Annotated in this window: 1 protein-coding gene; it reads left to right on the top strand. The window is 49.3% G+C overall.

Annotation, left to right across the window (positions count from 1 at the left end):
• A partial coding sequence (locus tag V6252_RS13775; protein ID WP_341610798.1) for a dihydroxy-acid dehydratase occupies positions 1-207 on the top strand: 207 nt, incomplete at both ends.

Raw genomic sequence — 207 nt, 5'->3', positions numbered from 1 at the left:
TAGCCAGTACCGTTGGTAAGAGCCATAATACGGAAAGTAGTGACAGCAGTGCCGTTCTCAAACTTGACCTAGTCGATGCAATGATGGACGCTGCTGATGATAGCAGCAGTGATGAAGACGTCGCTGCTATTGAAGCTTCAGCCTGCCCTACTTGTGTTTCGTGCTCTGGTATGTATACCGCCAACTCGATGAACTGCTTGACCGAAG

It is taken from the genome of Psychrobacter proteolyticus (genome assembly GCF_038155145.1).
GTDB lineage: Bacteria > Pseudomonadota > Gammaproteobacteria > Pseudomonadales > Moraxellaceae > Psychrobacter > Psychrobacter proteolyticus_B.
This window is presented reverse-complemented; position numbering and strand designations above follow the sequence as displayed.